This is a genomic window from Streptomyces sp. CA2R106, from assembly GCF_037034245.1.
Lineage (GTDB): Bacteria > Actinomycetota > Actinomycetes > Streptomycetales > Streptomycetaceae > Actinacidiphila.
Genome location: NZ_JBAGKC010000009.1, coordinates 1 through 22,307, shown reverse-complemented (window position 1 = coordinate 22,307; position 22,307 = coordinate 1). Strand labels below are relative to the sequence as shown.

Sequence of the window (22,307 nt, the reverse complement as noted above, 5' to 3'; positions counted from 1 at the left end):
GCCCGCCGGTGCGGCGGGCGCCCGCCCCTTGCTCAGCACCGCTCTGTGCGGGTGGTGCTGGCGGTGCGAGTGGTGCGGGCGGTGCTCAGTGGTGGGTGCGCAGCAGCGTACGGAAGGTCCGCATCGCCACCGACAGGCTCGCCAGGTCGAACTCCTCGGAGCCCTGGATCTCCTCCAGCGTGGTCCTGGCCCGGTTGACCAGGCCGGAGTTGCGCTCCTCCCACGCCTTGTAGCGCTCCTCCGGGGTGGCGCCGGCCTCGCCCGCGCTGAGCACGTCGGCGGTGAGCGCCGCGTGCGCCGCGAACAGGTCCTCGCGGATCGCGGCCCGCGCCATCGACTGCCAGCGGTCGTCCCGCGGCAACTGGATGATCCGGTTGAGCAGTTGGGTGATGCCCAACCGGTCGGCGAGGTCGAAGTAGATCTCGGCGACGTCCAGCGGCTCCTTGCCGGCCCGGCGCGCCACGTCCACGATGTCCAGCGCCGGGAACGCCGACGAGAAGCCCGCGACCCGCGTCGCCAGTTCCTCCGGCACCCCGGCGGCCGTCAGCTCGTCGTGCAGCCCGGCGTACCACTCCCGGTCCGCCCCGCACAGCAGCTGCGGCAGCTTCGACCAGACCGCGGTGACGCCCTCCCCGAAGAACTCGATGGTCTCGGCGATCTGGAGCGGCTGCATCCGGTTGTTGAGCAGCCAGCGGGTGCCGCGCTCGACCAGCCGCCGCGAGTGCAGCCTGATCCGGGTCTGCACATCGGCCGCGACGGTGTTGTCCAGCGCCTCGACCGCGTCCCAGATCGCGTTGAGGTCGAAGATCGCCCGGGCCGCGGTGTGCGCCCGCACGATCTCCTCGGTGGTCGCGCCGATCTCCTCCCGGAACCGGTGCAGGAACGTGGTGCCGCCGGTGTTCACCGTGTCGTTGACCAGCACGGTGGTGACGATCTCGCGGTGCAGCGCGTGGTGGTCGATCTGCTGGGCGAACCGCTCCCGCAGGGCCGCCGGGAAGTACGCGTGCAGCAGGGACCGCAGATACGGGTCGTCGGGCAGATCGGTGTGGATCAGCTCGTCGGCCACCGTGATCTTCGCGTAGGCGAGGATGACGGCCATCTCCGGCTGGGTGAGGCCGGTGCCGGCCGCCGACCGCTCGCGGATCTGCCGGTCGGTGGGCAGGAACTCCAGCGCCCGGTCCAGCCGGCCCTCCCGTGCCAGGCGCCGCATGAACCGCTGGTGCGCGTGGAGCAGGCTGCTGGTCTGCGCCATGCTGTTGGCCAGCGCGACGTTCTGTGCGTAGTTGTTGCGCAGCACCAGGTTGCCGACGTCATGGGTCATCTCGGCGAGCAGCGCGTTGCGCTGCTTGACCGTCATGTCGCCGTCGGCGACGGTGCGGTTGAGCAGCACCTTGATGTTGACCTCGTGGTCGGAGGCGTCCACGCCCGCGCTGTTGTCGATCGCGTCGGTGTTGATCCGGCCGCCGCTGCCGTCGGGGCCGCCGGACCGGGCGAACTCGATCCGGCCGAGCTGGGTGAAGCCCAGGTTGCCGCCCTCGCCGACGACCTTCACGCGCAGGTCGGCGCCGTCGATCCGGATCGCGTCGTTGGCCTTGTCGCCGACGTCCGCCTGCGTCTCGGTGGACGCCTTGACGTATGTGCCGATGCCGCCGTTCCACAGCAGGTCGACCGGGGCCTTCAGGATCGCCTTCATCAGCTCGGCCGGGGTGAGCTTCGCCGCCGAGGACGCGATGCCGAGCGCGGCGCGGACGGCCGCGCTGACCGGGATCGCCTTGGCGGTGCGCGGGTAGATGCCGCCGCCGGGCGAGATCAGCGAGGAGTCGTAGTCGGCCCAGGAGGAGCGCGGCAGTTCGAACATCCGGCGCCGCTCGGCGTAGGAGGTCGCCGCGTCCGGGTCCGGGTCGAGGAAGATGTGGCGGTGGTCGAAGGCGGCCACCAGCCGGATGTGCTCCGACAGCAGCATGCCGTTGCCGAAGACGTCACCGGACATGTCGCCGATGCCGACGACGGTGAAGTCCTCTTCCTGCGTGTTGTGGCCGGTCTCCCGGAAGTGCCGCTTCACCGACTCCCAGGCGCCGGAGGAGGTGATGGCCATCTTCTTGTGGTCGTAGCCGACCGAGCCGCCCGACGCGAAGGCGTCGCCGAGCCAGAACCCGTACGAGACGGCGACCTCGTTGGCGATGTCGGAGAAGGACGCGGTGCCCTTGTCCGCCGCCACCACCAGGTAGGTGTCGTCCTCGTCGTGCCGGACCACGTCCTGCGGCGGGACCACCTCGCCGCCGACCAGGTTGTCGGTGATGTCGAGCAGCCCGGAGATGAACGTCCGGTACGAGGCGATGCCCTCGGCCATCCACGCGTCGCGGTCGGCGGCCGGGTCCGGCAGCCGCTTGCCGACGAAACCGCCCTTCGCGCCCACCGGCACGATCACCGTGTTCTTCACCATCTGGGCCTTGACCAGGCCCAGCACCTCGGTGCGGAAGTCCTCACGGCGGTCGGACCAGCGCAGCCCGCCGCGTGCGACCTTCCCGAACCGCAGGTGCACGCCCTCCACCCGGGGGCTGTAGACCCAGATCTCGAACGCCGGGCGGGGCGCGGGCAGGTCGGGCACCGCCTGCGGGTCGAACTTGATCGACAGGTAGGGGTGCGGCTTGCCGTCCGAGCCGCGCTGGAAGTAGTTGGTGCGCAGCGTGGCCTTGATCAGGGTGAGGAAGGAGCGCAGGATGCGGTCCTCGTCGAGGCTGGCGACCTGGTCGAGGGCGCCCTCCAGCTCCTCCAGGATGCCGTCGGTCAGCTCCCGGCCGGCCTTCTGGTGGTCGGGCGACAGCCGGGCCTGGAAGAGGTTGACCAGCAGCCGGGTGGTGTGGACGTTCGTGCGGAGGGTGTCCTCCATGTAGTCCTGGCTGAAGGTCGAACCGGCCTGCCGCAGGTACTTCGCGTAGGCGCGCAGCACCATCGCCTGCCGCCAGTCCAGCCCGGCGCGCAGCACCAGCGAGTTGAAGCCGTCGTTCTCGGCCCGGTCGGTCCAGGTCGCGGCGAACGCCTCCTGGAACCGCTCGCGCGCGTCGTCCCCGAGGTCGCCGAGCGCGGGGTCCAGGCGCAGCCCGAAGTCGTAGACCCAGGCCCGGGAGTTGTCGGCGCGGCGCAGCTCGTAGGGGCGCTCGTCGACGACCTCGACGCCGAGCCGCTGGAGCACCGGGAGCACCGCGGACAGCGACACCGGGGCACCGGTGCGGTAGATCTTGAAGCGGCGCTCCTCGGGGGCGGCGGAGACCGGTTCGTACAGCGAGAGGGTGAAGTCGTCCTCGGTCAGGCTCTCGATGTGCTGGAGGTCCGCGACGGCGGCCCGCGGCGCGAAGTCCGCCCGGTAGCCGTCGGGGAAGGCGTCGGCGTAGCGCCGGGCGAGTTCGGCGGCGCGTTCCTCGCCGCACTCGGCGTTGAGCGCCTCGGCAAAGCCGTCGGCCCAGGAGCGGGCGGCCGCGGCGAGCCGGTTCTCGATCCGCTCGGCGTCGGACTCGTCGAGATCGGGGAGCCGGTTGCCGGGGTCGACGCGGATCACGAAGTGCAGCCGGGAGAGCACCGACTCGGTGTTCCATGCGGTGAAGTCGACGCTGCGGCCGCCCAGTTCCTCCTGGAGGATGTGGGTCAGGCGCAGCCGCACCGCGGTGGTGTAGCGGTCGCGGGGCAGGTAGACCAGCGCGGAGTAGTACCGGCCGTACTCGTCCTGCCGCAGGTAGAGGCGGAGCTTGCGGCGCTCCTGGAGGTACAGCACGCTGGTGACGGTGGAGCGCAGCTCCTCGACGCCGGTCTGGAACAGCTCGTCGCGCGGGTAGGTCTCCAGGATCTGGAGCAGGTCGCGGCCGTCGTGGCTGCCGGCCTGGTAGCCGGAGCTCTCCAGGACCTCCTGGACCTTGCGGCGGACCACCGGCACCCGGCGGACCGACTCGGTGTAGGCACTGGAGGAGAACAGCCCGAGGAAGCGCCGCTCGCCGATCACATTGCCCTCGGCGTCGAACTTCTTGACCCCGATGTAGTCCAGGTACGACGGGCGGTGCACCGTGGAGCGGCTGTTGGCCTTGGTGAGGACCAGCAGCCGGTGCTCGCGGGCCTTCTTGCGGGCGTCGGCGGGCAGCCGGCTGAAGGACGGCGAGGCCGGGTGGCCCGGGTGCCCGGGGTGGGTGCCGTCGTCGTGCGGGTGCTGCGGGTCGGAGCGCAGGATGCCCAGGCCCGTGCCGGGCACGGCGACGAGCACGTCCTCACCGGTGCCCTCGGCGCCGTCACCGGTGTCGGTGGTGAGTTCGTACTCGCGGTAGCCGAGGAAGGTGAAGTGGTCGTCGGCGAGCCAGCGCATCAGCTCCCACGCCTCGCTGGACTCCTGCTCCGGCAGCGGTGGCGGGGCGGCGGCCAGTTCGTCGGCGATGGTCAGCGCCGCCTGCCGCATCTTCGTCCAGTCCTCGACGGACTCGCGCACGTCGGACAGCACGCGGCGCAGATCGGCGGTGATCTCCTTGATGTCGTCCCGATCGGTCTCCCGGTCGATCTCGACGTGGATCCAGGACTCCACCAGGACGTCGTGCGGCAGCGGTTCGTCCTCGGTCTGCGGGGCGTACCCGAGGACCTCGATGAGCTTGCCCGCGACGTCGCGCCGGACGTGGAACTGCGGGTGGACGACCACGTGGATGGCCCGGTTCGCCTGGGTCAGCGCGTTGGTGACCGAGTCCACCAGGAACGGCATGTCGTCGGTGACGACCTCGACCACGGTGTGGCTGCACTGCCAGCCGTTCTGCTCCACCGTGGGGGTGTGCACCCGGAGGTTGGCGGTGCCCTGCGGGCGGTTCTCCGCGAGGCGGTGGTGCGACACCGCGGCGCCGTAGACGTCGACCGGGTCGCGGTCGATCAGGTCCTCCGGCGCGCTGTGCAGGTAGTAGCGCTGGAGAAACGCGGTCAGCGCCTGCGCGTCGAGACCCTGGCCGGGCGGTCCTCCGGCCGAGCTGCTCTCACCTGCCAGAGCCGCCCGTTCGAGAAGCGCCGCCTTTGCCTCGTCCAGCTTGGTCTGCATGTCCTCTGACTCCTGTCGCGCGCCATTGCGTGACGTCGGTTGGTGGCACGACGTACCGCGACGCGGGGTTTCCGCTACGGGACGACGCTATGCCGGAAAGGTGGCTCGTCGTGCCCGTCAGCACGACATGCCCCCGGAGCACGGATCAACAGTGATCACGCCCGCCAGGCTATCGTCCCGGCCGGGGTGGCTGTCATGCGCCGTCTTCGTACAAATGCACCGCTCACCTTTGGCCCGATTGGACAGAAACCGGGTTCCCGCCCAGGTCAGCCCGTTATTCGCTCGGCGTGGGCGACGGCCTCGGCGAGGCTGTCGACCACCGGGACCCCGGCCGTCTCCAGGCTCGCACGACTGTGTGAACCGCCGGTGTACAGCACGGCGAACGCACCCACATGGGCGGCGGCCGCCGCGTCGTCCAGAGCGTCGCCGATGACCACCACGGGGCGGCCGTCGAGGCCGTCGAGCGCGGCCAGGTGCCGGGCCATCTGGGCCGACTTGCCGTCGCTCAACGCTCCGCTGCGGCCGTCGATCCGCTGGAAGCGTTCGGCGATGCCGTGCGCGGTGACGAACGGCAGCAGCTGCCGGGTGGTGGCGAGCGAGCACAGCGACTGGGTCAGGCCCGAGGTGTGGCGGGCCGCGAGCAGTTCGGCCGCCCCTTCGGCGAGGCTGCACTGCTCGGCCAGCCGCAGGTAGTGCCGGTCGAAGTTCGCGTCCATCACGGCCCACTCCTCCGCGGACGGCTGCCGGCCCAGCAGCCGTTCGTAGAAGCGCGGCACGGGAACGCAGTACAGCTCGCGGTACCGCTCGGCGGTGACCAGGGGCAGGCCGAGTTCGGCGAACGAGGCATTGGTCGCCCCGACCACCGCTTCGATGTCGTTGAAGAGGGTTCCGTTCCAGTCCCATACGAGGTGCGCGTTCACAGCACGAACGTTACTCGCGCAGGGCGACAGCCCGTTTCCGGCCTGTGGACAACTTCCGCACGGGGTCAGCCGATCAGGTGGGGAATCTCCTGTGTCGCATACCACAGCAGCTCGTGATCCTCGGCACCGTCGACGGTGAACTGTGCGTCCTGGTCCCCGGCGTCCACCGCGCCCACCGCGTCGGCCGCGGCCCGCACGTCGGATTCGGCGTCGTCGGCGTCCACATGCACCGCCGCGGCCTCGGCGAGCCGCACCACCTCGGTCAGCCGCACCTCGCCGAGCGAGGCCGGGTCCAGACCGCGGTCGGGGTCGTGGCGCACCGCGCCGTCGGCCACGTCCACCGCCACGACCACGCGCCGGCGCGGTAGTTCGGGCCGCGCGGCCAGCAGCCGCAGGGAACTCTGGGCGGCACGGGTCAGCGCCGCGTACTCCAGTTCCTCGATGTCGTCGGAGACGTACCACTCGCGCAGGCCCGGCGTGACCGCGAAGGCGTCCAGCGGCGCCGGGCCCAGCTCGCCCGCCTTGTACGCCTCGGCGAGCCCGGCGAGGGTGGTGGGAATGTAGACGCGCATGGCGTGAAGCATACGGCCGCCACCACCTTCACAGGTGAATCCGGCCCGACCGCCGGATTCACCCCGGACGGCCGCCCGGCTGCTTGCCCGCGACCGGCCCCGCCGCCTACAACCGGCCCCATCGACACCGCAAACGATCTTTGGGGAACCACCATGCGCAGCACACCCTCGAACCGCCCCGGCGCCCGCGGCACCGTCCGCCCGGGACACGCCCGCCCCGCCGTCACCCGCCAGGACGCCCGCGCGACACCGCACGCCGCTCCCCACCCGGTCGCACCACGCCCCGCGCCACCGCACCCGGGCCGCCGGCCCGCCGCGGGCACCGCACCCCCGCGCCGTACCGACCCGCGCCGCCCCGCCACCCGGCCCAGGTACGTACCCCGCGCTCTGCCACCGCACCTGTGGTTCGCCGGACGGCTGCTCGACGTCCTCACCGGCCGCCGCCCGCTGACCTCCCTGGCGGGCCGGGTCAGGGACGAGGCCTACCAGCGGCTGTGGATGCTGCACGCCGAACGCGCGGACTGGCGGCGGCGGGTCCACGGCCGCACCCCGTACGTGTGCCGCTGCCGGGTCTTCGCGACCGCGAACGGCGCGCTGGAGGTGACCGCGGTGGTCGCCCTGGACGACGACGTGATCCGGGCGATCGCCTTCCGCCTCGAGCCCGGCACCGCCGACTCAGGCCCCGGCTACGGCCGCGCCCGCTGGCGCTGCACCGACGTGGCCGCGCGCTGACCGGCGCGGCCGCGCCGCAAGGGCCTCACCCGGCGAACGGCTCGGGGCCGGACCGCTGCTGCCGGTCCGGCCCCGAGCCGGTGCTGCCCTGACGCCGCCCGCGGCGGCCCCACCGCCTACTTCTTGCGGCGGCGACCGCCCTTGGCGGCCTTGCGGCGCTCCGCGCGGGTGCTGGCCGCCTCCTCGTCACCGGACGAGCCGGCGGAGCCGCCGGAGACCGCGGCCTCCTCGAACTCGCCCTCCACGACGCCGCCCTCACCGTCGACCGACGGCGCGGAGAAGTGCAGCCGGTCGGCCCGCTTGGGCGCCTCCAGGCCCTTCGCACGGATCTCGGGCTGCTTGACCAGCGACGGCGGCGCGTCCTGCACCTCGTCCGCCACCGGCACCTCCTCGACCTGCTGCTCCACCTGGACCTCCAGGTTGAACAGGTAGCCGACGGACTCCTCCTTGATGCCGTCCATCATCGCGGTGAACATGTCGAAGCCCTCGCGCTGGTACTCCACCAGCGGGTCGCGCTGCGCCATGGCGCGCAGCCCGATGCCCTCCTGGAGGTAGTCCATCTCGTAGAGGTGCTCACGCCACTTGCGGTCCAGCACCGACAGCACCACGCGCCGCTCCAGCTCGCGCATGATGTCCTCGGTGAGCTGCTTCTCCCGCTCGGTGTACTGCTCGTGGATGTCGTCCTTGACGGACTCGGCGATGAACTCGGCAGTGATGCCCGCACGGTCGCCGGCCGCCTCCTCCAGCTCGTCCACGGTGACCTTCACCGGGTAGAGCTGCTTGAAGGCGCCCCACAGCCGGTCCAGGTCCCAGTCCTCGGCGAAGCCCTCGCGCGTCTCGGCGTCGATGTACGCGTCGATGGTGTCGTCCATGAAGTGCTGGACCTGCTCCTGCAGGTCCTCGCCCTCCAGGACGCGGCGGCGCTCGCCGTAGATCACCTCGCGCTGGCGGTTGAGCACCTCGTCGTACTTCAGGACGTTCTTGCGGATCTCGAAGTTCTGCTGCTCGACCTGCGACTGGGCGGACGCGATGGCCCGGGTGACCATCTTGTTCTCGATCGGCACGTCGTCGGGCACGTTGGCCATCGACATCACGCGCTCGACCATCTGCGCCTTGAACAGCCGCATCAGGTCGTCGCCGAGCGACAGGTAGAACCGGGACTCGCCCGGGTCGCCCTGACGGCCGGAGCGCCCGCGCAGCTGGTTGTCGATACGGCGCGACTCATGCCGCTCGGTGCCCAGCACATAGAGCCCGCCGAGGTCCTTGACCTCCTCGAACTCGGCCTTGACCGCCTCCTCGGCGCGCTCCAGCGCCTCCGGCAGGGCCGCGGCCCACTCCTCGACGTGCTCGACCGGGTCCAGGCCGCGCTGGCGCAGCTCCGCCTCGGCCAGGTCGTCGGGGTTGCCGCCGAGCTTGATGTCAGTGCCGCGGCCGGCCATGTTGGTGGCCACGGTGACCGCGCCCTTGCGCCCGGCCTGGGCGACGATCGTCGCCTCCCGGTCGTGCTGCTTGGCGTTGAGCACCTCGTGCGGGATGCCGCGCTTGGACAGCTGCGCGGACAGGTACTCGGACTTCTCGACGGAGACGGTGCCGACCAGCACCGGCTGGCCCTTCTCGTGCTTCTCGACGATGTCCTCCACGACGGCGGCGAACTTCGCCTCCTCCGTGCGGTAGATCAGGTCCGGCTTGTCGTCGCGCTGCACCGGGCGGTGGGTCGGGATCGGCACGACGCCCAGCTTGTAGATCTGGTGGAACTCGGCGGCCTCGGTCATCGCCGTACCGGTCATGCCGCTCAGCTTGTCGTACAGGCGGAAGAAGTTCTGGAGGGTGATCGTGGCGAGCGTCTGGTTCTCGTCCTTGATGTCCACCCCTTCCTTCGCCTCGATCGCCTGGTGCATGCCCTCGTTGTAGCGGCGGCCGGCGAGGATACGGCCGGTGTGCTCGTCGACGATCATGACCTCGCCGTCGATGACGACGTAGTCCTTGTCGTTCTTGTAGAGCTCCTTGGCCTTGATGGCGTTGTTCAGGTAGCCGACGAGCGGGGTGTTCACCGACTCGTAGAGGTTGTCGATGCCCAGCCAGTCCTCGACCTTGCCGACCCCGGACTCGTGGATGGCGACGGTGCGCTTCTTCTCGTCCACGTCGTAGTCGCCGGTCTCCTCCTTGCCGAGGCTGCCGGCCTCGCCGCGGTTGAGCCTGCGCACCAGCCGGGCGAAGTCGCTGTACCACTTCGTGGCCTGGTCGGCCGGGCCGGAGATGATCAGCGGGGTACGGGCCTCGTCCACCAGGATCGAGTCGACCTCGTCGACGATCGCGAAGTTGTGGCCGCGCTGGACCAGTTCCTCCTTCGACCAGGCCATGTTGTCGCGCAGGTAGTCGAAGCCGAACTCGTTGTTGGTGCCGTAGGTGATGTCGCAGCTGTACTGCTCGCGGCGCTCCGCCGGCGTCATGTTCGCCAGGATGCAGCCCACGTTCAGGCCGAGGAACTTGTGCACCCGGCCCATCCACTCCGAGTCGCGCTCGGCCAGGTAGTCGTTGACCGTGATCAGGTGGACGCCCTTGCCGGAGATCGCGTTGAGGTACGCGGGCAGGGTGCCCACCAGGGTCTTGCCCTCACCGGTGCGCATCTCGGCGACGTAACCGAGGTGCAGGGCCGCGCCGCCCATGATCTGCACGTCGTAGTGGCGCTGGCCGAGTACGCGCTTGGCCGCCTCCCGCACCGCGGCGAACGCCTCGGGCATCAGGTCGTCCAGCGACTCCCCGTCCTCGTGGCGCTGCTTGAATTCGTCGGTCAGTGCCCGCAACTCGGCGTCGGTGAGCTCGACGAAGTCCTCTTCGATGGAATTGACCTGGTCCGCGATGCGGTGCAGCTTGCGCAGGATCTTGCCTTCACCTGCACGCATGATCTTGCTGATGACGGACACGTAGGCTGACTCCTTGCCGGTCGGGCCGGGCGCGAATTCCCGCGCGGGGCACAGCGCGGGTCCTGGTCTGCCTGGCCCTGCTGCAACGGCCATCGTAAGCGAGGACACCAGCGGGCCGGGAGGCCCGGCGGCGGCAAAACGGTTTTCCCCCGGTCCCGGGGGTCCGCGATACTCGGCCGCAGTCCTCCCGCCGCCCGATATGCGGCCGTACGCGGTGCCCGGCTCCGCGCCGGAAAGCCCGCAGGAAAGGTGCGCACGCCCGTATGGAAACACCTGTTCTCACCACAAAGCGGCTCGTGCTGCGCGCACTGGAGCCCCGTGACGGCGACGCCCTGTACGCCGCCTGTCAGGACCCTGAGATCTCCCGGTGGACAACCGTTCCCGCGCCGTATCCGCGCGGGCACGCCGACCACTTCATCGACGTGGTGTGCGCGGACGGCTGGCGCGACGACACCATGTACAACTTCGGCGTCTTCACGCGGGACGACGGCACCCTGGTCAGCTCGATGGGCCTGGTACGCCTCCAGCGCCTGGCCGCCCCGCAGCGCACGGCCGAACTGGGCTACTGGACGGCCCGGGACCAGCGCGGCAAGGGCTACACCGTGGAGGCGGCACGGGCGGTGTGCTCCTGGGCGTTCGAGGCCCTGGGCGTCGAACGCGTGGAGTGGTTCGCCGAGGCCGGCAACGAGGCGTCCCGCGCGGTCGCGCTGAAGCTGGGCTTCGTGATGGAGGGCACCGTACGGGCCATGGTCGTCCGCGACGGCACCCGGCGCGACGCCTGGAGCGGCTCGCTGCTCCCCTCGGACTGGTCCCTCCCCTCCCAGGCGCAGTACCTGCCGTACGGCGGCTGACGGCGGCCAGCGGCTGACGGCGGCGGCTGACAGCAGGTGGCGACAGTGCGGCGGCGCCGCGGAACGAAGTCGCCGGAACGAGTGAACCCGCCGGCCACGGCCGACTGTCAGTGCCCGGTTCTACGCTGGCCGTCATGACTCTCCTGCCGTCGCCCGAGTACACGCTGTCCGCCGACGAAGCCCGCAGGATCGCCCTTCGGGCGCAGGGCTTCCTGGGTGCGCCGGACCGGCGGGCGGGCACCCGGGGCGTGCTGCGGTCGCTCGGCGCGGTCCAGCTCGACACCATCTCGGTGCTCGCCCGGTCGCACGAGCTGATCCCGTACGCCCGCCTGGGCGCGGTCGGCCGCGACACGGTGGAGGCGGCGTACTGGTCCGACGGCCACGCCTTCGAGTACTGGTCGCACGCCGCCTGCATCCTGCCGATCGAGGAGTGGCCGCACTTCGCCTTCCGGCGGCGCGCCCGCCGGGCCCGCGGCCACCGCTGGCACGTCCTGGAGGACGCCGAGCGCTCCTGCGCGGCCGTGCTGGACCGGCTGAAGGTCGACGGCCCACTGACCTCCACCGACCTGGGCGGCGCGAAGAACGGCGGCCCGTGGTGGGACTGGTCCGAGACGAAGATCGCCGTGGAGTGGCTGCTCGACACCGGCGACGTGGTCTGCACGCAGCGCCGCGGCTGGAAGCGCGTCTACGACCTGGCCGAGCGCGCCGTCCCGGACACCCTGCTGCACGACGACCTCGACGACACCGAGTGCGTACGGCGCCTGGTCGCGCAGGCGGGCACGGCCATGGGGGTCGCCACCCGGGCGGACCTGGCCGACTACCACCGCCTCAAGGGCGAGCAGGTCGCGGCGGTGCTGGACGCCACCGGGCTGATCCCGGTCGAGGTCGAGGGCTGGGGCAAGCCCGCCTGGGCCGACCCGGCCGCGCTCGCCACCGCGCCGCGCGGCCGGCACCGCACCACGCTGCTGTCGCCCTTCGACTCCCTGATCTGGGACCGCCCCCGTACCGAGCGGATCTTCGGCTTCACCCACCGCCTGGAGGCGTACACCCCGAAGCCGAAGCGGGTCCACGGCTACTTCGCGATGCCCCTGCTGGCCGGCGGCCGGCTGGTGGGCCGGGTCGACCCCGCGCGGGAAGGCAGGACCCTGGTCGCCCGGCAGGTCACCCTCGACGGTCCCAAAGCCGTCCAGCCCGCGGCCGACGCCCTCACCGAGGCCGCCGGCTGGGTCGGCTGCACCCAGGTCCGCGCCGAACGCGTCCTGCCCGAGTCGCTCCGTGCGCCCCTGACCGCCGCCCTCGCCCACACCACCGGCTGAGGGCCGGGGCGGGGCCGGGAACTAGCGGATCTCCAGGATCTTCTCCCGCATCGCGTAGACCACGGCCTCCATGCGGGAGTGGAGCTGGAGCTTCTCCAGGATGTTGCGGACGTGGTTCTTCACCGTGTTCTCGCTGATGAACAGTTCCTTGGCGATGTCTCGGTTGTTCAAGCCGGTGGCCACCAGCTTGAGCACCTCCAGCTCGCGGTCGGTGAGCTTGGGCGCCGGCACCAAGCGCTTCTCGTCCGTCCGCTGGATCATCGACTTGAACTCGGTCAGCAACTTCGACGCCATCGACGGGCTGATCTGCGACTGGCCGTCGGCGACCGCCCTGATCGCGGTCGCCACCTCGTCGGTGGAGATCTCCTTGAGCAGGTAGCCCGTCGCGCCGGCCTTGATCGCCTCGTAGAGGTCGGCTTCCTCATCGCTTATCGTCAACATGATGATCTTGGCGCTGGGCGCGACTTCCTTGATCGAGGTGCACGCCTCGATCCCCCCGCGCCGCGGCATCCTGACGTCCATCAGCACGATGTCCGGCAGCAGGTCGGCGGCCTTTTCCACGGCCTCGGCGCCGTCCCCGGCCTCCCCGATGACCTGGATGTCCTCCTCCTGCGCGAGCACGATCTCCAGGCCCCGCCGGAACAGCGCGTGGTCGTCGACGACGAGAACCCGAATCGGCTCCGCACGCGGCGGACCGGACTGTTCCCCGTACAGCACCGGGCGCCCTTCACCGGGCGCCCCGTGCTCGAAGTCCGGCATCAATTCCTCCCCCTCAGACCAGAGTTGACCACTGGTCCAGCATTTCACGTCCTGGCGCGCCGACGCCCCCGGCGCGAAGCCGGGGGCATGCGGCGCTCCTTTTCCCACGGACCCCAACGGGTCCGGCCGAAAGCTCAGGCGCCGTGGTTGAGCGCGTCACCGGCGCCCGCCGGCGATCCGGCCCCCGACTCGTCCGTGTTGAGGTGGATCACGCCGTAGTCATAGCCCTGCCGCCGGTAGACCACGCTCGGCTGCTTGGACTCGCTGTCGACGAACAGATAGAAGTCGTGCCCGACCAACTCCATCTCGTAGAGCGCCTGGTCCAGGGCCATGGGCGCCGCGGCGTGGGTCTTCTCCCGGACCACGAGCGGACCCTCGCCGTGGACCTCCAGCGACGCGACCATGGTGGTGGTCGCCGCGCCGTCGGCCTCCTGGTCGGCCACGAGCGTGCCGTCCCCGTTGATCCGAGCGGCGCCCGGCACCGTGTCACCCACTTCGGCGGCCGGAATACGGCCGTTGCCCCGGCGGGTGTGCCGCTTGCTGGCGGCCTTCCGCAGCCGCGCCTCCAGCTTCGTCACCGCCACGTCCAGCGCGGCGTACGGGTCCGCCGCCGCTGCCTCCGCGCGCACCACGGGCCCGCGGGTGTTCAGCGTGATCTCCACCCGGTCGCTGTGCTCCGCCTGGCGGGGGTTGAGCTCCTTGGACACCTCGACGTCGAGGCTGATCACCTTGCCGTCGAGCTTCTGGATCTTGTCCAGTTTCTCGGCCACGTGCTTCCGGAACCTCTCGGGCACCTCGGTCTTGCGGCCTTTGACGACGATGTCCACGCAGAACTCCGTTCCGGACCGCCCCCGTGACCAGGGGCAATCCCTCTCCCTGAGGCCGGCGCGGGTGCCAGTCCCGGCCGGCGCTGCGTTAGCTGCCGCTTCGCCGTCCGGGCAGTTCCGGATACCGCGAAGCTGCGGCTTTCACCTCCTCCTGCCCCACCGGGAAGATCAACACCCCCGGTGTTCGCTTCCTTCTCCCCCGAACATAGTCCCGGAGTGCGCTCCTCGGCATCCTCAGCACGGCCATACCTCCGTTCGGGTGAATATCAAGGGCAACCACCTGCGCCGATGCGTAAATCAGTCGTTCGGAGAATCGTGCGGTCCGGCAACCACGGCGGCACCCACGACCCGGCCGCCGGCCGCGGCCAGCGCCCCCGCGGCCACCGCGAGTGACGCGCCGGTCGTCATGAGGTCGTCGACCAGCACCACGGGAGCCGCGGCCAGCAGCGGCACGGCACTTCCCACGGCCGCTATCGCGCCCGACAGGTTCGCCAACCTCCCGTCCGCACCCAGTTCGGCCTGGTCGGCCACCGGCCTCCGCTGCCGGAGCGCGGCAGCCGCCCGAGCCGGCACACCCCGCCGCCGCAGCTCCCGGGCCGCCGCGCGGGCGATCCGGGCCGTGGCGTCGTGTCCCCGCTGGGCGACCGCGCGGCGGGCCGAGGGCACAGGCACCACAAGCAGCAGCGGCAGGGGCCGTGGCGCCGACCACGGTGCCGCCGGTACCAGTGGCCCGGCGGCGTCCCGCAGGGCGGTACGGGGCGCCTCCAGGCCGCTGGCGGCCGGTCGCGGGCCGGAGCGGGACCCGTGACCGGAGCCGGCTGCCGATGGAACCCGTCCGGGCGGATTCCAGCAGTGGCCGACCGCATGCGGGGCGGCGGCGCCGGGCAGGGCGCCGGTGGCAGCGGTCGCCCGGACGACCGCTCCCGCCAGCGCCGCACCCAGCGGCCGAGCGAGGCCCAGGGCGCCCCGCTCCTTGTGCGCGAGGACGACGGCCCGCACCTCGTCCCCGTACCTGCCGGCCGCGTAGACCGGCGGCAGCCCTGGTGGTTCGGGTGACGGACGCACGCGCCGTGCCGTGGCCGCTCCGCCCAGCAACCCCTGGCACCGCCCGCACAGCTCCGTCCGCGGGCTCCCGCAGCCCGCGCAGTCCACCGGGAGGACCAACCCGGCGATCTCCCTCCACCAGCCCCGCATGACTCAACTCTGCGCCTTGCGGCACGCCCGCGGCCAGTCACTCGTTCGTGGCTGTGGACAACTGGTCGCCGCAGGTCAGCCGGGGTAGACGGGGTCGCTGCCCTTCGGTGAGACCTGCTTCCAGTTCGCATCCGTCGGCAGCTCGTAGACCCTGCCGTTGTACGAGGCCAGCAGCGGCGACGCGGCGTTCTCCGAGGACGCGACGGACGTGGCCTCGCTGACGCCCTGGAGCGCGGACCCGGCCGAGCCGTCCGAGCTGATGTACTCGATCTGCTGGGCACCGCCCGGCTCGGTGTCGAGCACCACGAGCTTGCTGGCACCCGCCCACGACACGGACGTCATGTTCTCCCCCGACGGCGTCAGGGGCCGCAGGCTGTTCACCGCGAACTGCGGGTGCTGCGTGGTGCCCTCCCGGACGATCCGGCCGAGCATCAGGCGGGTCTGGCTGCCCTGCTGCACCACCAGGGCGATCCGCACCCCGTCCGAGGCCACCCGGAGCGACTGGATACGCCCGTCGAGATCGGGCACGGGCACCTCGATCGGTGTGCCGGTGCCATGGGGCAGCACCAGCAGCTTCGGCGAGTCGGGGTCGCGGTCGGCCACCCACAGGTCGTCGAACCCGTCCCAACTCGGCGCGCTCAGCCCGTCCTTGACGTTGCTGGTCACCACCGCCTTGCCGAATGCCTGCCCGGTGACCAGCGAACCGACCACCAGATCGCGGCCGTCGGAACGCACCCCCGCGGCCACCTCCTGGTCCCTGCGCACCGCCACCGAGTCCAGATACGCCTTGCTGGAGCCGAACGGTCCCGGCACCGGAGTCGCCTTCGGGGTGCTGCCCTTGCCATCGTCGGTCAACTCCAGCAGCCGGTGCTGACTGTCCGCCTCGATGAAGTACGGCCGCGGGCTGGAACCGACCAGGTTCTCCGGGCCGTAGCCGAGCGCCTCACTGCTGTGCAGCACACACGCGGTGGACCCGTCCGCGTGGTCCACCTCGGCCGACGCCAACTGGGCGGACGCCTGCGCCTGGACAGTCGCGAACAGCTGCGCGGCCAGTTGCGTGCAGCGCTGCCCGTGCAGTTTGTCGGCGGCGCTGCCCAGCCGGACCTGGAGCCGCTGCGAGTCGTCCACCGAGACCCCGTGATCAGGTCCGTTGTCCTCCAGCCGCGTCCCGGCCGGCGTCGCCGTCGTCACCACATGGGACAGCCAGTCGGTGGGCCCGCCCAGCAGCGCCGAGACGGTCGACACCAGCGGGTCGTTCTGGATGCGCAGATACACCGGGTCGGCCACCAGCGTCGCGTTGCTGCTCCCGCCCGCCGGGTGCTCGTCCGGTCCGAGCCGCGCGAAGTAGTACATGTTCACGGAGTGGTATATCCGCTGGAAGTCCAGGTCGGACAGGACCAGGCCGTTCGCGAGGCCGTCGATCCGCCACTGGTTGTCCTCCTTCACCAGGTGGAACGACGTGCTGAACGTGCCGTGGTCCGGCTCGTAGGCGTGCTTGGCGTCCACCACCGCCGACTTCGTCGCCGACAGCGTGACCGTGGTGTAGCCCTCCTTGCGGCCGGTGCCGCCCACCTCGCGCGGGGCAAGCTCGCCGGAGAACACCGTGATCCCGGTGTCCGGCTTCCAGCGCTTCTTCTCCTGCTTCGACAGGTAGCTCTTGGCGGTGACGAAATCCGACTCGCTGCTGGTGGTCGCCTCCAGGAAGCCGTTGACGATGTCGGACGCGCTCTCACCTGGGCTCGGCCCGATGCCGAAGACCCGCACCTGCGAGTCCGAGTCCGCGCGCTGGCCCTCGCTGACCTTGCGCACCTCGCCGCTGCTGGGCATCGAGGCGCAGCCGGCCAGCAGCAGCACGGCGAACAACGGCAGCAGCGCGTGCCGCACCAGCCGAAGGCGGCCGCCCCCCTTCGCACCCATCAGATGTCGTCCTCCCGCGTGTTGTCCCTACGCTCCACCACCCGTGCCCCACTGCCCGGGAGCGCCGCCGGGTCCGCCGTCGGCGGCCGGGACGGCGCCTTCGGCACCAGCGGCATGGACGGCAGCTGCGGCCCGCGCGCACCGGCCTGGCGCAGCGCCGCGTCGCCGGAGGCAGCGCCGGGCGCTCCGGTCCGGGGCACCGGCACCCCGGGCCTGGCCGACAGCCCCGCGGAGTTCAGCCCGCGGTTGCGGCGCGAGTCGTCCGGCTCCAAGGGGATCGGCGAACCGCGCAGGCTGTCCCCCGCGGTGCGCGGAAGCGTCATACGGAACTGCGAACCGCCACCCGGCTCGCCCCACGCTTGGAGCCAGCCGCCGTGCAGCCGGGCGTCCTCCACCGCGATGGACAGGCCCAGCCCGGTGCCGCCGGTGGTACGCGCACGCGCCGGATCGGCCCGCCAGAAGCGGTTGAAGACCCGGGTCGCCTCACCCGGCTTCAGGCCCACGCCGTAGTCCCGCACCGCCACCGCGACGGCACCGTCGGCCGTCGCCAACCGCACCACCACGTCACGGCCCTCGCCGTGCTCGATCGCGTTGACCACCAGGTTGCGCAGCACACGCTCCACCCGGCGGGCGTCAGCCTCCGCTATCACCGGCTGCGTGTCACCCCGGACGATCACCCGGGTGCCCTTGCGCTCGGCCAGCGGCTCGGCCGCGTCGACGACCTGGCGCACCACGTCCCGCAGGTCTATCGGCTCGGCGGCGAGATCCGCGGCCCCGGCGTCGAACCTACTGATCTCCAGCAGGTCCGACAGCAGCGACTCGAAGCGGTCCAACTGGTTCTGCAGCAACTCGGCGGAGCGGGCCGTGACCGGGTCGAAGTCCGTCCGCGCGTCGTGGATCACGTCGGCGGCCATCCGCACCGTCGTCAGCGGCGTCCGCAGCTCGTGCGACACGTCGGAGACGAAGCGGCGCTGCATCCGCGACAGCTCCTCCAGCTGCTGGATCTTGACCTGGAGGTTCTGCGCCATCTTGTTGAAGGACTCGCCGAGCCGGGCGATGTCGTCCTCCCCCGTGACCTGCATCCGCTCCTGGAGCCGCCCGGCCGCCAACCGCTCGGCGATCCCGGCCGCCATCCGCACCGGCGTGACCACCTGCCGTGTCACCAGCCAGGCGATCGCACCGAGCAGCACCACGACGAATATGCCCGCGGTCGCCAGCGTCCCCTTGACCAGCCCGAGGGTCTTCTCCTCCTGGTCGAACGGGAACAGGTAATACAGCTGGTAGGTGCTTCCGTTGATGTCCGTCAGCCGCTTGCCGACGGCGAGCGCCGGACGCGGCTTGTGACCGTCGTCGGTCTTGACCATCGTGTACTGCTTGAGCGCGCCGGGATGACTCTGCACCGCGTCGCTCAACGACTTCGGGATGCTCTCCTCCGGCAGGATGCTGCCGGAACCGCGCGGCCCGCGCACACTGCCGGGGCTGCCCCCGGCGAAGGGCGGGTCGTCGCCCCGCCCGGGACTGAGCGCGACGATCCAGTACACGCCCTTGCCGCCGCTGGCGAACTGCTCGACCAGGCTGTTCAGCCATGTCCCCGAATCGACGCGCCCCTGGGCGGAGCCCGAACCGGACGACTGCTGGGTCTGGCTGCCCTTGTCCGCCATGTCCTGCGCGATGGAAAAGCCGCCGGTCGCCTGATTGGTGGCCGCCTTCTCCTTCGCGTCCAGCAGGCCGTTCTGCACCTGCCCGATGACCACGAAGCCGAGCAGCAGCACCACGCCCACCGACATCAGCAACGTGAAAGCGACCACGCGCAGCTGAAGATTGCGCCGCCACAGCCGGACCGCCGGCTGCACCGGGCGCCGCGCCCAGCGCACGAACGACCGGATCACCGGCAGCAGCCCCTGCATGGGGTCTGCCAGCCGGCTCTCCAGACGCTCACGCTCATACGACGCCCACATGTCAGCCAGGTCCCGCCTTGTAGCCGACACCGCGGACGGTCACGACGATCTCCGGGCGCTCGGGGTCCTGCTCCACCTTCGACCGCAGCCGCTGCACGTGCACATTCACCAGACGCGTGTCAGCGGCGTGGCGGTAGCCCCAGACCTGCTCCAGCAGCACCTCACGCGTGAAGACCTGCCACGGCTTGCGGGCCAACGCGACCAGCAGATCGAACTCCAACGGCGTCAGCGCGATCGGCTGGCCGCCGCGCTTCACCGAGTGTCCGGCGACATCGATCAGCAGGTCGCCGATCGCAAGCTGCTCAGGAGTCGGCTCCTCGGCACGGCGCAACCGCGCCCGCACCCGCGCCACCAGCTCCTTGGGCTTGAACGGCTTGATCACGTAGTCGTCCGCCCCGGACTCCAGGCCGACCACCACATCCACCGTGTCGCTCTTCGCGGTGAGCATCACGATCGGCACGCCGGACTCCGCGCGGATCTGCCGGCACACATCAATGCCGTCCCTGCCGGGCAGCATCAGATCCAGGAGCACCAGATCCGGCTTGGCCTCCCGGAAAGCAGCGAGAGCCTTGTCGCCGTCAGCGCAGAACGACGGCTCGAAACCCTCTCCGCGCAGCACGATGCCAAGCATCTCTGACAGCGCGGTGTCGTCATCGACGACCAGGACTCGTCCCTTCATACCGACCATCATCCCATTTGCATATCGATACCGGTGACCTTTGGTGATCGAGGTCACGCTACGCAACCATTCTCCACGGTTGCGCGCAGTTGCGCTGTCCCCCTGTGACAGCCTGTGGACAACTTGCGCCACGGCTGTGCGGCGACCCTACCGGCAGACGGCCGCCAGCGTCTCGGCCGTCACCGGCGAGACCACTCCGTTCTCCGTCACGATCGCCGTGATCAGCTCCGGCGGTGTCACGTCGAACGCCGGGTTGTACGCCTGGGTACCCAGCGGGGAGGGCGCGAGGTCGGTCACTTCCGCGCCGGACCGCTGCTCGACCTCGATCGACGCGCCGTCCGGCGTCTCCAGGTCGATCGTCGTCGTCGGCGCCACCACGATGAACGGCACATGGTGGTAGCGCGCCAGCACCGACAGCGGATAGGTACCCACCTTGTTCGCCGTCGCCCCGTCCGCCGCGATCCGGTCCGCGCCCACCAGCACCGCGTCGACCTCGCCGGCGGTGAAGAGCGAACCCGCCGCATTGTCGGTGAGCAGGGTGTACGGCGCCCCGGCCCGCGCCGCCTCATAGGCCGTCAACCGCGCACCCTGGAGCAGCGGCCGCGTCTCGTCGACCCACAGCCGCCGCAGCTCGCCGGCCCGGTGCGCGGCCAGCACCACACCGAGCGCGGTGCCCTGCCCACCCGACACCAAAGCGCCCGTGTTGCAGTGGGTCAGCACCCGGTACCCCCCGCCGGGCAGCAACTCCGCCAGCAACTGCATGCCGTGCCCTGCCATGGCGGCGCTCGCCTCCGCGTCCTCCGCGTGCAGCGCCCGCGCCTCGGCCAGGGCGGCAGCCGCCGCATGCGCCGGGTCGGCCCTCCGGTACGCCGCCAGCGCCCGCCGCACTCCATACCCCAGATTGACCGCGGTCGGACGTGCCTGCGCGAGCAGTTCGGCCGCGTCCTCCACGTCATAGCCGCGCGCGGCCGCCAACGCGACACCGTACGCGCCCGCCAAGCCCAGCACAGGCGCTCCGCGCACAGCGAGGGAGCGGATCGCGGCCACCAGTCCCTGCACGTCTGTGCAGGCCAACTCCACTTCCTCCTGCGGGAGTCGGGTCTGGTCGAGGAGTATCAGCACCGGTCCCTCAGGCGGCTCCTCCCACCGCAACGCCGGAATAAAGCCGTTCTCAGGTCGCGTGATGTGATCACCCATGTCGCTCAGTGTGCCCTGTCAGATCGCGCCCACGTCAGCCCATGGCACGATGGCAGTTTGAACCAGCCGAGCAACACGAAGAGGTGCAGCCCCCGATGACCAACTCTCCGGGCCCCACGACGCCCGGACCCTCCGACTCCCCCGAGCCGGACGGCGGCACCCCTCCCGACCCCGCCCCGTCTCCCGGCTGGTCCACGCAACAGCCGCCGGCCGACACCTCCGGATGGGCCCGCTGGACGCCACCGCAAGGAGAGCGCGCTCCGCGGGCCCCGTCTCAGGGCGGACCGCGCTGGGGCGCACCCCCCGCACCCAACGGAACACAGCAGCCTCCCAACGGGTGGCAGCAGCAAGGTCCTTGGAACCGCCCGGCCGCACCCCAGCCCGGTGTCATCCCGCTGCGGCCCCTCGACATCGGCGAGATCATCGGCGGGTCCGTCACAACGCTCCGGCGCCACTGGCGAGCCATCCTCGGCATCACCCTGACCGTCGCGGTCATCACCCAGGCCATCGCCGTCGTGGTCCAGGGCCTCTTCACCGACGACACCAGCCTCAAGAAGCTCGAGGACAGCGACAACCCGAGCGCGCACGACATCCTGCACGCCCTGCGGGACGCCTATGCCGGCCTCGGGCTCACCGTGGTCGTCGCCGCGCTCGGTGTACTCACCGCAACGGCCATGCTGGCTCTGGTCACCAGCCGCGCGGTCCTGGGCCGCCCGGTGACGGTCGGCGAGGCATGGCAGGAGGCCCGAGCACGGGCCGGACGGCTCGTGGGTCTGTCGCTCCTGCTCGTCCTCCTCTATATCGCGGTGCTGGCCGTCGGCATCCTGCCGGGTATTCTCGTCGCCGCGGCCGGCGCTTCGGACGGCGGCGCCGCCCTCGCCGTCCTCGGCGCCTGCGCCAGCTTGGTGGTGCTGGTCTGGCTCTGGATTCTGCTGATCCTCTCCCCGACAGCCCTCATGCTGGAGAACCAGAGCGTCGTGGGCGCGATCAAGCGGTCCGCGAAACTCGTCAGGGGCGCCTGGTGGCGCGTCCTCGGGATCGAGCTGCTGACGGTTCTGATCACCTACATCGCTTCGGCCATCATCGATCTGCCGTTCACAGCGCTGTCCTCTTCCGCCACGAACGAGTCCTTCTCGTCCTTCTACAACTCCGGCAGCACTCCGGGGTGGACTTTCCTCATCGTCAACGGCATCGGCGCTGTCATCGGCTCCACGCTCACCCTGCCGATCAGCTCCGGCACGGTGACGCTGCTCTATATCGACCAGCGCATCCGCCGTGAGTCGCTGGACATCGAACTGGCCCAGGCTGCCGAGAAGTGAGCGTGCCCAGCCGCAAGGCTGGGCACCTCCGAAGGCCAACGCCAAAAGCCTCGGCCCCCGGTCAAAACCGGGGGCCGAGGCTGAAT

The 22,307-nt window shown here is 71.0% G+C and carries 16 protein-coding genes; 5 read left to right on the top strand and 11 right to left on the bottom strand.

Annotation, left to right across the window (positions count from 1 at the left end; all coding sequences use genetic code 11):
• Positions 1–85: 85 nt before the first annotated feature.
• The 3 genes from WA788_RS15495 to WA788_RS15485 form a co-directional block, all read right to left on the bottom strand.
• Positions 86–5,056, bottom strand: coding sequence for an NAD-glutamate dehydrogenase (locus WA788_RS15495; RefSeq protein WP_335977657.1), 4,971 nt, complete (start codon positions 5,054–5,056; stop codon positions 86–88).
• A 266-nt stretch (positions 5,057–5,322) separates the two neighbouring features.
• Entirely contained in the window at positions 5,323–5,976 is a 654-nt protein-coding gene (locus WA788_RS15490; protein ID WP_335977654.1) for an HAD family hydrolase, read from the bottom strand.
• Positions 5,977–6,041: 65 nt separating this feature from the next.
• Positions 6,042–6,548 carry a DUF6912 family protein gene (locus tag WA788_RS15485; protein WP_335977650.1) on the bottom strand — a complete coding sequence of 169 codons (507 nt, stop codon included), beginning with the start codon at positions 6,546–6,548 and terminating at the stop codon, positions 6,042–6,044.
• A 153-nt stretch (positions 6,549–6,701) separates the two neighbouring features.
• On the opposite strand from WA788_RS15485, the gene WA788_RS15480 reads away from it, so the two are divergent.
• Complete coding sequence (locus WA788_RS15480; protein ID WP_335977647.1) at positions 6,702–7,280, top strand: Rv3235 family protein; 579 nt, start codon at positions 6,702–6,704, stop codon at positions 7,278–7,280.
• Positions 7,281–7,396: 116 nt separating this feature from the next.
• Here the strand turns inward: WA788_RS15480 and secA are convergent, their stop codons facing one another.
• Positions 7,397–10,204 (bottom strand): preprotein translocase subunit SecA, encoded by a 2,808-nt coding sequence (gene secA / locus WA788_RS15475; RefSeq protein WP_335977644.1) that lies wholly within the window; start codon positions 10,202–10,204, stop codon positions 7,397–7,399.
• Positions 10,205–10,467: 263 nt separating this feature from the next.
• On the opposite strand from secA, the gene WA788_RS15470 reads away from it, so the two are divergent.
• Positions 10,468–11,055, top strand: a complete 588-nt coding sequence (locus WA788_RS15470; protein WP_335977643.1) for a GNAT family N-acetyltransferase — start codon at positions 10,468–10,470, stop codon at positions 11,053–11,055.
• 134 nt (positions 11,056–11,189) lie between these two features.
• The gene (locus WA788_RS15465) at positions 11,190–12,371 is read left to right on the top strand and encodes a winged helix-turn-helix domain-containing protein (RefSeq protein ID WP_335977640.1); all 1,182 of its coding nucleotides are present in this window, start codon (positions 11,190–11,192) and stop codon (positions 12,369–12,371) included.
• 21 nt (positions 12,372–12,392) lie between these two features.
• On the opposite strand, the gene WA788_RS15460 is transcribed toward WA788_RS15465, so the two are convergent.
• The 3 genes from WA788_RS15460 to WA788_RS15450 all read right to left on the bottom strand — a co-directional run bounded on the left by WA788_RS15460 (position 12,393) and on the right by WA788_RS15450 (position 14,629).
• On the bottom strand, positions 12,393–13,130 hold the full coding sequence (locus WA788_RS15460) for a response regulator transcription factor (protein ID WP_335977637.1): 738 nt from the start codon (positions 13,128–13,130) through the stop codon (positions 12,393–12,395).
• A gap of 134 nt (positions 13,131–13,264) precedes the next feature.
• Positions 13,265–13,957 carry a ribosome hibernation-promoting factor, HPF/YfiA family gene (hpf, locus tag WA788_RS15455; protein WP_335977635.1) on the bottom strand — a complete coding sequence of 231 codons (693 nt, stop codon included), beginning with the start codon at positions 13,955–13,957 and terminating at the stop codon, positions 13,265–13,267.
• Between the two features lie 297 nt (positions 13,958–14,254).
• The gene (locus tag WA788_RS15450) at positions 14,255–14,629 is read right to left on the bottom strand and encodes a phosphoribosyltransferase family protein (protein WP_335977632.1); all 375 of its coding nucleotides are present in this window, start codon (positions 14,627–14,629) and stop codon (positions 14,255–14,257) included.
• Between the two features lie 180 nt (positions 14,630–14,809).
• Between WA788_RS15450 and WA788_RS15445 the strand changes: the two genes are divergently transcribed.
• Entirely contained in the window at positions 14,810–15,013 is a 204-nt protein-coding gene (locus WA788_RS15445) for a hypothetical protein (RefSeq protein ID WP_335977629.1), read from the top strand.
• A gap of 213 nt (positions 15,014–15,226) precedes the next feature.
• Here WA788_RS15445 and WA788_RS15440 read toward each other — a convergent pair whose 3' ends face one another.
• From WA788_RS15440 to mtnA, 4 genes are all read right to left on the bottom strand, one after another.
• Positions 15,227–17,068 carry an LpqB family beta-propeller domain-containing protein gene (locus WA788_RS15440; RefSeq protein WP_335977628.1) on the bottom strand — a complete coding sequence of 614 codons (1,842 nt, stop codon included), beginning with the start codon at positions 17,066–17,068 and terminating at the stop codon, positions 15,227–15,229.
• Positions 17,068–19,026, bottom strand: a complete 1,959-nt coding sequence (mtrB, locus tag WA788_RS15435) for an MtrAB system histidine kinase MtrB (protein ID WP_335977626.1) — start codon at positions 19,024–19,026, stop codon at positions 17,068–17,070. Before mtrB ends, WA788_RS15440 begins: the two co-directional genes overlap by 1 nt.
• A 1-nt stretch (position 19,027) precedes the next feature.
• Positions 19,028–19,717: an MtrAB system response regulator MtrA gene (gene mtrA, locus WA788_RS15430; RefSeq protein ID WP_202233941.1), complete on the bottom strand. Its 690-nt coding sequence runs from the start codon at positions 19,715–19,717 to the stop codon at positions 19,028–19,030.
• A 135-nt stretch (positions 19,718–19,852) separates the two neighbouring features.
• Complete coding sequence (gene mtnA / locus WA788_RS15425; RefSeq protein WP_335977623.1) at positions 19,853–20,902, bottom strand: S-methyl-5-thioribose-1-phosphate isomerase; 1,050 nt, start codon at positions 20,900–20,902, stop codon at positions 19,853–19,855.
• Between the two features lie 95 nt (positions 20,903–20,997).
• On the opposite strand from mtnA, the gene WA788_RS15420 reads away from it, so the two are divergent.
• Entirely contained in the window at positions 20,998–22,221 is a 1,224-nt protein-coding gene (locus WA788_RS15420) for a proline-rich domain-containing protein (RefSeq protein ID WP_335977621.1), read from the top strand.
• The last annotated feature ends 86 nt before the right edge of the window (positions 22,222–22,307 follow it).

What these genes read in the sequence shown, in the direction of transcription:
- WA788_RS15495 (WP_335977657.1), bottom strand. Translation starts at nt 5,056, where the DNA reads ATGCAGACCAAGCTGGACGAGGCAAAGGCGGCGCTTCTCGAACGGGCG.
- mtnA (WP_335977623.1), bottom strand. Translation starts at nt 20,902, where the DNA reads ATGGGTGATCACATCACGCGACCTGAGAACGGCTTTATTCCGGCGTTG.
- WA788_RS15470 (WP_335977643.1), top strand. Translation starts at nt 10,468, where the DNA reads ATGGAAACACCTGTTCTCACCACAAAGCGGCTCGTGCTGCGCGCACTG.
- mtrA (WP_202233941.1), bottom strand. Translation starts at nt 19,717, where the DNA reads ATGATGGTCGGTATGAAGGGACGAGTCCTGGTCGTCGATGACGACACC.
- WA788_RS15485 (WP_335977650.1), bottom strand. Translation starts at nt 6,548, where the DNA reads ATGCGCGTCTACATTCCCACCACCCTCGCCGGGCTCGCCGAGGCGTAC.
- WA788_RS15480 (WP_335977647.1), top strand. Translation starts at nt 6,702, where the DNA reads ATGCGCAGCACACCCTCGAACCGCCCCGGCGCCCGCGGCACCGTCCGC.
- WA788_RS15460 (WP_335977637.1), bottom strand. Translation starts at nt 13,130, where the DNA reads ATGCCGGACTTCGAGCACGGGGCGCCCGGTGAAGGGCGCCCGGTGCTG.
- WA788_RS15440 (WP_335977628.1), bottom strand. Translation starts at nt 17,068, where the DNA reads ATGGGTGCGAAGGGGGGCGGCCGCCTTCGGCTGGTGCGGCACGCGCTG.
- mtrB (WP_335977626.1), bottom strand. Translation starts at nt 19,026, where the DNA reads ATGTGGGCGTCGTATGAGCGTGAGCGTCTGGAGAGCCGGCTGGCAGAC.
- WA788_RS15465 (WP_335977640.1), top strand. Translation starts at nt 11,190, where the DNA reads ATGACTCTCCTGCCGTCGCCCGAGTACACGCTGTCCGCCGACGAAGCC.
- WA788_RS15420 (WP_335977621.1), top strand. Translation starts at nt 20,998, where the DNA reads ATGACCAACTCTCCGGGCCCCACGACGCCCGGACCCTCCGACTCCCCC.